Consider the following 7,749-nt stretch of genomic DNA (forward strand, 5'->3'; position numbering starts at 1 on the left):
TTGGTTCGAATCCAATTGTGCCTACCAATTCCGAAAAGGGTCGCGCTAGCGACCCTTTTTTTATGCCTTGCTTGTCAGTGCGGCAGCTTTCTGAAAGCATCCGTGCTCCCATATTTCCAGTGACTTCGGTCCGCCTCGATCAGCCTTCGGGCTCCTGCCACTGTGCGGCAGGTCATTCGATGGATCGCTTTCCTGGCTCATCCCAACCCATGTGGCCTTTGGTACGGGTCACCACTAGGAGAGGAGGCGCCATGCCCATCATTACTCTTCCTGACGGCAGTCAGCGTTCGTTCGATCATCCCGTTTCCGTCGCTGAGGTCGCTCAGTCAATTGGCGCTGGCCTCGCGAAGGCCACCCTTGCCGGTAAGGTAAATGGGCGGCTGGTCGATGCCTGCGACCTGATCGAAAGCGACGCGAGCCTGCAGATCATCACGCCGAAGGATGAAGAGGGGCTGGAGATCATTCGTCACTCCTGTGCGCACCTGGTTGGGCATGCGGTCAAGCAGCTCTACCCATCCGCGAAGATGGTCATCGGGCCGGTGATCGCCGAGGGCTTCTACTACGATATCGCCTTCGAGCGGCCGTTCACGCCGGACGATATGGCTGCAATCGAGCAGCGCATGAAGCAGCTGATCGATACTGAGTACGATGTAATCAAGAAGGTCACGCCGCGCGCTGAAGTCATCGAGCTGTTCCATTCGCGTGGTGAGGATTACAAGCTGCGTCTGGTCGAGGATATGCCTGACGAGCAGGCGATGGGGCTGTATTACCACGAAGAATACGTCGACATGTGCCGTGGTCCGCATGTGCCCAATACACGCTTTCTCAAGTCTTTTAAGCTGACCAAGTTGTCCGGTGCTTACTGGCGCGGCGATGCGAAGAATGAGCAGCTACAGCGCATCTACGGCACTGCTTGGGCGGACAAAAAGCAGCTCGCGGCCTACATTCAGCGCATCGAAGAAGCTGAAAAGCGTGATCACCGCAAGATCGGTAAGCGCCTGAATCTTTTCCATACGCAGGAAGAGGCGCCTGGCATGGTGTTCTGGCATCCGAATGGCTGGACCCTGTATCAGGTGCTCGAGCAATATATGCGTGTCGTGCAGCGTGAAAATGGCTATCAGGAAATCCGGACACCTCAGGTTGTCGATCGGAGTTTGTGGGAGAAGTCCGGTCACTGGGCGAACTACGCTGAAAATATGTTCACTACGGAATCGGAAAGTCGCGATTACGCGATCAAACCGATGAACTGCCCTTGCCATGTGCAGGTGTACAACCAGGGCTTGAAGAGCTACCGCGAACTGCCGTTGCGTCTCGCCGAGTTCGGCGCCTGCCATCGCAACGAGCCATCGGGTGCGTTGCACGGCATCATGCGAGTACGCGGCTTCACACAGGACGATGCCCACATCTTCTGTACCGAAGAGCAGATGCAGTCCGAGTCGGCTGCGTTCATCAAGCTGACCCAGGCGGTTTATACAGATTTTGGCTTCGATAACATTGAGCTGAAGCTATCGACTCGACCTGAGAAGCGAGTCGGTTCCGATGAGCTGTGGGATCGTGCCGAGGCGGCCCTTGCCGCCGCGCTGGATAGCGCAGGACTACCTTACGATTTGCAGCCTGGCGAAGGCGCCTTCTACGGTCCGAAGATCGAATTCTCGCTGAAGGACTGCCTGGGCCGCGTATGGCAGTGCGGCACGCTTCAGCTCGACTTCAATCTTCCGATTCGCCTGGGGGCAGAGTACGTCAGCGAGAACAACGATCGCCAGCATCCGGTTATGTTGCACCGCGCCATCCTTGGCTCGTTCGAGCGTTTCATCGGTATTCTTATCGAACACTACGAAGGCGCTTTCCCGGCCTGGTTGGCGCCGACTCAAGCCGTGGTGATGAATATCACCGATAAACAGGCTGATTTCGCCCTGGAAGTGGAGAAAACACTCAACCAAAGCGGCTTCCGTGCCAAGTCCGACTTGAGAAACGAAAAGATCGGCTTTAAAATCCGCGAGCATACCTTGCTCAAGGTTCCCTATCTCTTGGTTATCGGAGACAGGGAAGTAGAGACACGAGCCGTTGCTGTGCGCACCCGTGAAGGCGTCGATCTGGGCTCCATGCCCTTGGACGACTTTGCGCAGCTGCTGACACAAGCGGTTTCCCGGCGTGGTCGCCAAGAATTGGAGTAATGACTATTAAGCGTGAAATGAGACAGGATAAACGAGCTGCACCCAAGGCCCCGATCAACGAGAATATCTCGGCTCGTGAGGTCCGTTTGATTGGTGCTGATGGCGAGCAGGTTGGCATCGTCTCGATTGATGAAGCGCTTCGTATAGCTGAAGAAGCCAAGTTGGATCTGGTGGAAATTTCCGCCGATGCGGTTCCTCCTGTATGCCGGATCATGGATTACGGCAAGCACCTGTTCGAAAAGAAGAAGCAGGTCGCTGCAGCGAAGAAGAACCAGAAGCAGATCCAGGTTAAAGAAGTAAAGTTTCGTCCAGGGACGGAAGAGGGCGACTACCAGGTCAAGCTACGTAACCTGGTACGTTTCCTGAGTGACGGGGACAGGGCCAAGGTTTCGTTGAGATTCCGCGGTCGTGAGATGGCGCATCAGGAGCTGGGGATGGAACTGTTGAAGCGGGTCGAGGGTGACCTTGCTGAATACGGTTCGGTCGAACAGCATCCAAAGATGGAAGGACGCCAGCTGATCATGGTCATCGCTCCCAAGAAGAAAAAGTAACCACCAGGGCACTGGCAGGCCTTGCGGTTATTTGAAATCACCCACACTGTGGAGTACCGAACATGCCAAAGATGAAGACTAAAAGTGGCGCTGCGAAGCGCTTCAAAAAGACGGCGAATGGCTACAAGCACAAGCACGCTTTCAAGAGCCACATCCTGACCAAAATGTCTACCAAGCGTAAGCGTCAGCTACGTGGTACATCTCTGATGCACCCGTCTGACAACGCAAAAGTAGAGCGCATGCTGCGCGTTCGTTAATTCGGTCAAGACTCAGAGGAATAACTCATGGCTCGTGTTAAGCGTGGCGTCGTCGCTCGTCGCCGTCACAAGAAAATTCTGAAACTCGCTAAAGGCTATTACGGCGCTCGTTCGCGCGTGTTCCGTGTTGCCAAGCAGGCGGTGATCAAGGCTGGCCAGTATGCCTACCGTGACCGTCGTCAGCGGAAGCGTCAGTTCCGCGCTCTTTGGATCGCTCGTATCAACGCCGGTGCTCGTGTAAATGGTCTGTCCTACAGCCGTTTCATCGCTGGCCTGAAAAAAGCAGCCATCGAGATCGACCGTAAGGTTCTGGCCGAGTTGGCAGTAAACGAAAAAGCAGCTTTCGCTGCGATTGTCGAAAAAGCCAAAGCTTCTCTGGCCTAAGCCCATCGACAATCGAATCTTCGGATTCGTAGCGTCACCGATAGGGGAAGAGCCTTGTGCTCTTCCCCTATTTCGTATCTGAAGGGGCATTTGCAAAAATGCACCTGGCCAAAGCCAATGCGCTGATCGCCTGGTGCGGTTCTGCAAGAACCTCTGGAGGTTGTACATGGAAAACCTGGATGCACTGGTCTCGCAAGCGCTTGAGGCGGTGCAACATAGTCAAGACATCACCGCCCTGGAGCAGATCCGGGTCCAGTACCTTGGTAAGAAAGGCGAGCTGACCCAGGTTATGCAGACCTTGGGCAAGTTATCCGCTGAGGAGCGTCCGAAGGCGGGTGCGCTGATCAATGCAGCGAAGAGCCAGGTTCAAGACGAACTGAATGCCCGGAAGACAGATCTTGAGCAGGCTGCGCTTAGCGCCAAACTGGCTGCGGAGCGAATCGACGTGACCCTGCCAGGCAGAGGGGAGGCCTCCGGTGGTCTGCATCCGGTGACCCGTACGCTGGAGCGGATCGAGCAGTTCTTTAGCCATATTGGCTATCGCGTCGCCGAAGGGCCGGAAGTCGAAGATGACTACCACAACTTCGAAGCGCTCAATATTCCGGGCCATCATCCCGCTCGGGCGATGCACGACACCTTCTATTTCAACGCCAATATGCTGTTGCGCACCCATACGTCGCCAGTTCAGGTGCGTACCATGGAGTCGCAGCAGCCGCCAATCCGGATCGTCTGCCCCGGCCGCGTTTACCGCTGTGATTCGGATATCACCCACTCGCCAATGTTTCATCAGGTCGAAGGTCTGCTGATCGACGAGGGCATCAGCTTCGCCGACCTGAAGGGAACGATCGAGCAGTTCTTGCGCGTGTTCTTCGAAAAACCGCTAGGTGTTCGGTTCCGCCCGTCGTTCTTTCCATTCACCGAGCCATCGGCCGAAGTGGACATGCAATGTGTCATGTGCAGCGGGAAGGGCTGTCGCGTGTGCAAGCAGACGGGCTGGCTCGAGGTGATGGGCTGCGGCATGGTGCATCCGAATGTACTGCGCATGTCCGGTATCGATCCGGAAAAATATCAAGGCTTCGCTTTCGGTATGGGGGCTGAACGGCTCGCCATGCTGCGTTATGGCGTCAACGACTTACGCCTGTTCTTCGATAACGACCTGAGGTTCCTGGCGCAATTTCGCTAGGGCATGTCCAGTCAAAGAATTCTTAGGAGAGCAGGATGAAATTCAGCGAACAGTGGTTGCGCACCTGGGTCAATCCACAAGTTTCCCGCGATGAGCTGGTGGCGCGTCTATCGATGGTGGGCCTCGAAGTGGACGCGGTGGCCCCGGTCGCCGGCGAGTTCAACGGCGTGGTTGTGGGCGAGGTGCTGAGCACCGAGCAGCATCCTGATGCAGACAAGTTGCGCGTCTGTCAGGTCAGCAACGGCAGCGAGACCTTTCAGGTGGTCTGTGGTGCGCCCAACGTGCGGCAAGGCCTGAAGATTCCGTTCGCCATGATTGGCGCCAAGCTGCCGGGCGATTTCAAGATCAAGAAAGCGAAGCTTCGTGGCGTCGAATCCAGCGGCATGCTCTGTTCTGAAACCGAGCTGCAGATTGGCACTGATGACAGCGGGCTGATGGAGTTGGCGAGCGATGCTCCGGTTGGCGGTGATTTGCGAGCCTATCTGGGGCTGGACGATGCGAGCATCGAGATCGGTCTGACGCCGAATCGTGGCGATTGCCTTTCTATCGCTGGTCTTGCGCGCGAGGTAGGTGCGATCTATGGCGCGACAGTCGCTTCAGTCGATATCGCTTCGGTGGCCGCGAGTCATGATGAGGTGCGCCCGGTCGAGGTGTCGGTGCCGAAAGCCTGTCCACGCTACCTCGGGCGCGTGATCCGCAATGTTGATCTATCACGACCCACGCCGCTGTGGATGGTCGAGCGGCTACGTCGTTCCGATATTCGCAGCATCGATGCGGTGGTGGACGTGACCAACTATGTGATGCTCGAACTGGGGCAACCGTTGCACGCCTTCGATCTTGCCGAGATCAATGGCGGCATCAGGGTTCGGATGGCAGATAAGCAGGAGAAGCTCGTCTTGCTCGACGGGCAGGAGGTGACCCTGCGTACCGATACGCTGGTAATTGCCGACCATCAGCGTGCCCTCGCTATTGCGGGTGTGATGGGTGGTGAGCACAGTGGTGTCAGCGCCTCTACCCAGGATTTGTTTCTGGAAAGCGCCTTCTTCGACACCATCGCGCTCGCCGGCAAGGCGCGCTCCTATGGTTTGCACACCGATGCATCGCATCGCTATGAGCGTGGGGTGGATTCTCAGCTGACCCGTCGAGCCATGGAGCGTGCCACTGCGCTGCTGCTGCAGATTGTCGGAGGCAATGCAGGCCCTGTGATCGAAGCCACCAGCGAAGCCGATCTTCCAACCGTTGCGCCAATCTTGCTGCGTAAGGATCGCATCGAGCAAATGCTCGGATTGAGCATGGCTGGCGATCAGGTCGTCTCGCTGCTTTCTGCCCTGGGTCTGGGTGTGGTCGAGCAGGGCGCTGGAGTTTGGGAAGTCAGCGTTCCCAGTCATCGGTTTGATATTAGCCTCGAGGTTGACCTCATCGAAGAGTTGGGGCGCCTCTATGGTTATGATCGCTTGCCGGTGCGTTATCCGCAGGCGCGTCTAGCGCCGGAGGCTGATCCCGAGTCCCGCGCCGAGTTGCCGGCTTTGCGTCGGTTGTTGGTGGCTCGTGGTTACCAGGAGGCGATCACCTACAGCTTCATCGACCCTAAGTTATTCGAGCTGTTCAGCCCTGGCGTTGAGCCGCTGCAGCTGGCCAATCCGATTTCCTCGGACATGGCGGCCATGCGCGCGACGCTTTGGCCAGGGTTGATCAAGGCGTTGCAGTACAACCTCAATCGTCAGCAAACACGCGTGCGTCTGTTTGAAAGCGGCCTGCGCTTCGTCGGTCAACTTGATGAATTGAAGCAGGAGCCGATGCTGGCCGGTGCCATTACGGGAAGCCGCCTGCCAGAAGCCTGGAGCAATGAAAGAGCAGCGGCTGACTTCTATGACATCAAAGCCGACGTCGAAGCCTTACTTGGATATGCCGGCGATGCCGTAGCGTATAGCTTTTTCGCCGGTGAGCATCCGGCTCTGCATCCCGGGCAGACCGCACGAATCGAGCGGGAAGGGCGCCTGGTCGGCTACATCGGGAGCCTTCATCCCGAACTGGCCGCCACGCTGGGCATCGATCAACCGGTCTATCTTTTCGAGTTGCTGGTTGCCGAGATCAGCGAAGGGCGGCTGCCACGCTTCAGCGAGCTGTCCCGCTTCCCTGAGGTGCGGCGCGACTTGGCTATCCTAGTGGCGCGCGAGGTGTCGGCTGACGCTGTGCTGCGATGCATCCGAGATGCTGCTGGTGAGAACCTGAAGGACCTCAAGCTATTTGATGTCTATCAGGGTAAAGGTATTGATCCGCTTAGCAAAAGTGTGGCAGTCGGCTTGACCTGGCAACACCCTTCGCGCACTCTAAACGACGACGAGGTGAGTGGTGCGATGCAGCAAATCCTTACCTCCCTGGAAGAAAGGTTCAACGCCACGTTAAGGAAATAGCGTATGGGGGCTCTGACGAAAGCTGAAATGGCCGAACGTCTATATGAAGAGCTAGGCTTGAATAAGCGCGAGGCCAAGGAGCTGGTCGAGCTGTTTTTCGAGGAGATTCGCCAAGCGCTCGAGCACAACGAGCAGGTGAAGTTGTCCGGTTTCGGCAACTTCGACCTGCGCGACAAGCGACAGCGCCCGGGGCGTAACCCGAAGACCGGTGAGGAAATCCCGATTACGGCGCGTCGTGTCGTGACATTCCGGCCAGGCCAAAAACTAAAAGCCAGAGTCGAAGCGTATGCTGGAACCAAGTCATAACGACGAACTGCCAACGATACCCGGCAAACGCTATTTCACTATTGGTGAGGTGAGCGAGCTATGCGCGGTCAAACCACACGTGCTGCGATATTGGGAGCAGGAATTTCCACAACTAAACCCTGTTAAGCGTCGCGGTAATCGGCGCTATTACCAGCGGCAAGATGTGCTGATGATCCGACAGATTAGGTCGCTGCTGTACGAGCAGGGCTTCACTATCGGCGGCGCTCGGCAGCGGATGTCCGGCGACGAGGCCCGTGATGACACCACGCAATACAAGCAATTGATCAGACAGATGATTACCGAGCTTGAGGATGTCCTGCAGGTGCTAAAGAACTAGTTGCCGTTGTGCAAAAAACTTTCACATATTCAGTCGCTTAATGTATAGTTCGATCCGTTTTCAGCAGAGCTGAATACATCGTCGGGGCGTAGCGCAGCCTGGTAGCGCACTTGCATGGGGTGCAAGGGGTCGAGTGTTCGAAT

At 56.7% G+C, this 7,749-nt stretch carries 8 protein-coding genes; all 8 read left to right on the forward strand.

Annotated features, from left to right (window positions below):
- Positions 1-251 precede the first annotated feature (251 nt).
- The 8 genes from thrS to H3028_RS20915 all read left to right on the forward strand — a co-directional run bounded on the left by thrS (position 252) and on the right by H3028_RS20915 (position 7,606).
- Complete coding sequence (gene thrS, locus H3028_RS20880) at positions 252-2,174, forward strand: threonine--tRNA ligase (RefSeq protein ID WP_181299118.1); 1,923 nt, start codon at positions 252-254, stop codon at positions 2,172-2,174.
- A complete protein-coding gene (infC, locus tag H3028_RS20885; RefSeq protein WP_019339385.1) occupies positions 2,174-2,725 on the forward strand; it encodes a translation initiation factor IF-3 in 552 nt (183 codons plus the stop codon). The genes thrS and infC overlap by 1 nt, the downstream gene beginning before the upstream one ends.
- Positions 2,726-2,787: 62 nt before the next feature.
- Positions 2,788-2,982 (forward strand): 50S ribosomal protein L35, encoded by a 195-nt coding sequence (gene rpmI, locus H3028_RS20890; RefSeq protein ID WP_019339386.1) that lies wholly within the window; start codon positions 2,788-2,790, stop codon positions 2,980-2,982.
- Positions 2,983-3,009: 27 nt separating this feature from the next.
- Positions 3,010-3,366, forward strand: coding sequence for a 50S ribosomal protein L20 (gene rplT, locus H3028_RS20895; protein WP_019339387.1), 357 nt, complete (start codon positions 3,010-3,012; stop codon positions 3,364-3,366).
- Positions 3,367-3,532: 166 nt separating this feature from the next.
- The gene (gene pheS / locus H3028_RS20900; protein WP_181299119.1) at positions 3,533-4,549 is read left to right on the forward strand and encodes a phenylalanine--tRNA ligase subunit alpha; all 1,017 of its coding nucleotides are present in this window, start codon (positions 3,533-3,535) and stop codon (positions 4,547-4,549) included.
- 35 nt (positions 4,550-4,584) lie between these two features.
- On the forward strand, positions 4,585-6,963 hold the full coding sequence (pheT, locus tag H3028_RS20905; protein ID WP_181299120.1) for a phenylalanine--tRNA ligase subunit beta: 2,379 nt from the start codon (positions 4,585-4,587) through the stop codon (positions 6,961-6,963).
- Between the two features lie 3 nt (positions 6,964-6,966).
- Entirely contained in the window at positions 6,967-7,269 is a 303-nt protein-coding gene (gene ihfA / locus H3028_RS20910) for an integration host factor subunit alpha (RefSeq protein WP_003282572.1), read from the forward strand.
- The gene (locus H3028_RS20915) at positions 7,250-7,606 is read left to right on the forward strand and encodes a MerR family transcriptional regulator (protein ID WP_021209994.1); all 357 of its coding nucleotides are present in this window, start codon (positions 7,250-7,252) and stop codon (positions 7,604-7,606) included. Before ihfA ends, H3028_RS20915 begins: the two co-directional genes overlap by 20 nt.
- The last annotated feature ends 143 nt before the right edge of the window (positions 7,607-7,749 follow it).

This window comes from Pseudomonas sp. Q2-TVG4-2 (assembly GCF_013620795.1).
Taxonomy (GTDB): Bacteria; Pseudomonadota; Gammaproteobacteria; order Pseudomonadales; family Pseudomonadaceae; genus Stutzerimonas.

What these genes read in the sequence shown, in the direction of transcription:
- thrS (WP_181299118.1), top strand. Translation starts at nt 252, where the DNA reads ATGCCCATCATTACTCTTCCTGACGGCAGTCAGCGTTCGTTCGATCAT.
- infC (WP_019339385.1), top strand. Translation starts at nt 2,174, where the DNA reads ATGACTATTAAGCGTGAAATGAGACAGGATAAACGAGCTGCACCCAAG.
- rpmI (WP_019339386.1), top strand. Translation starts at nt 2,788, where the DNA reads ATGCCAAAGATGAAGACTAAAAGTGGCGCTGCGAAGCGCTTCAAAAAG.
- rplT (WP_019339387.1), top strand. Translation starts at nt 3,010, where the DNA reads ATGGCTCGTGTTAAGCGTGGCGTCGTCGCTCGTCGCCGTCACAAGAAA.
- pheS (WP_181299119.1), top strand. Translation starts at nt 3,533, where the DNA reads ATGGAAAACCTGGATGCACTGGTCTCGCAAGCGCTTGAGGCGGTGCAA.
- pheT (WP_181299120.1), top strand. Translation starts at nt 4,585, where the DNA reads ATGAAATTCAGCGAACAGTGGTTGCGCACCTGGGTCAATCCACAAGTT.
- ihfA (WP_003282572.1), top strand. Translation starts at nt 6,967, where the DNA reads ATGGGGGCTCTGACGAAAGCTGAAATGGCCGAACGTCTATATGAAGAG.
- H3028_RS20915 (WP_021209994.1), top strand. Translation starts at nt 7,250, where the DNA reads ATGCTGGAACCAAGTCATAACGACGAACTGCCAACGATACCCGGCAAA.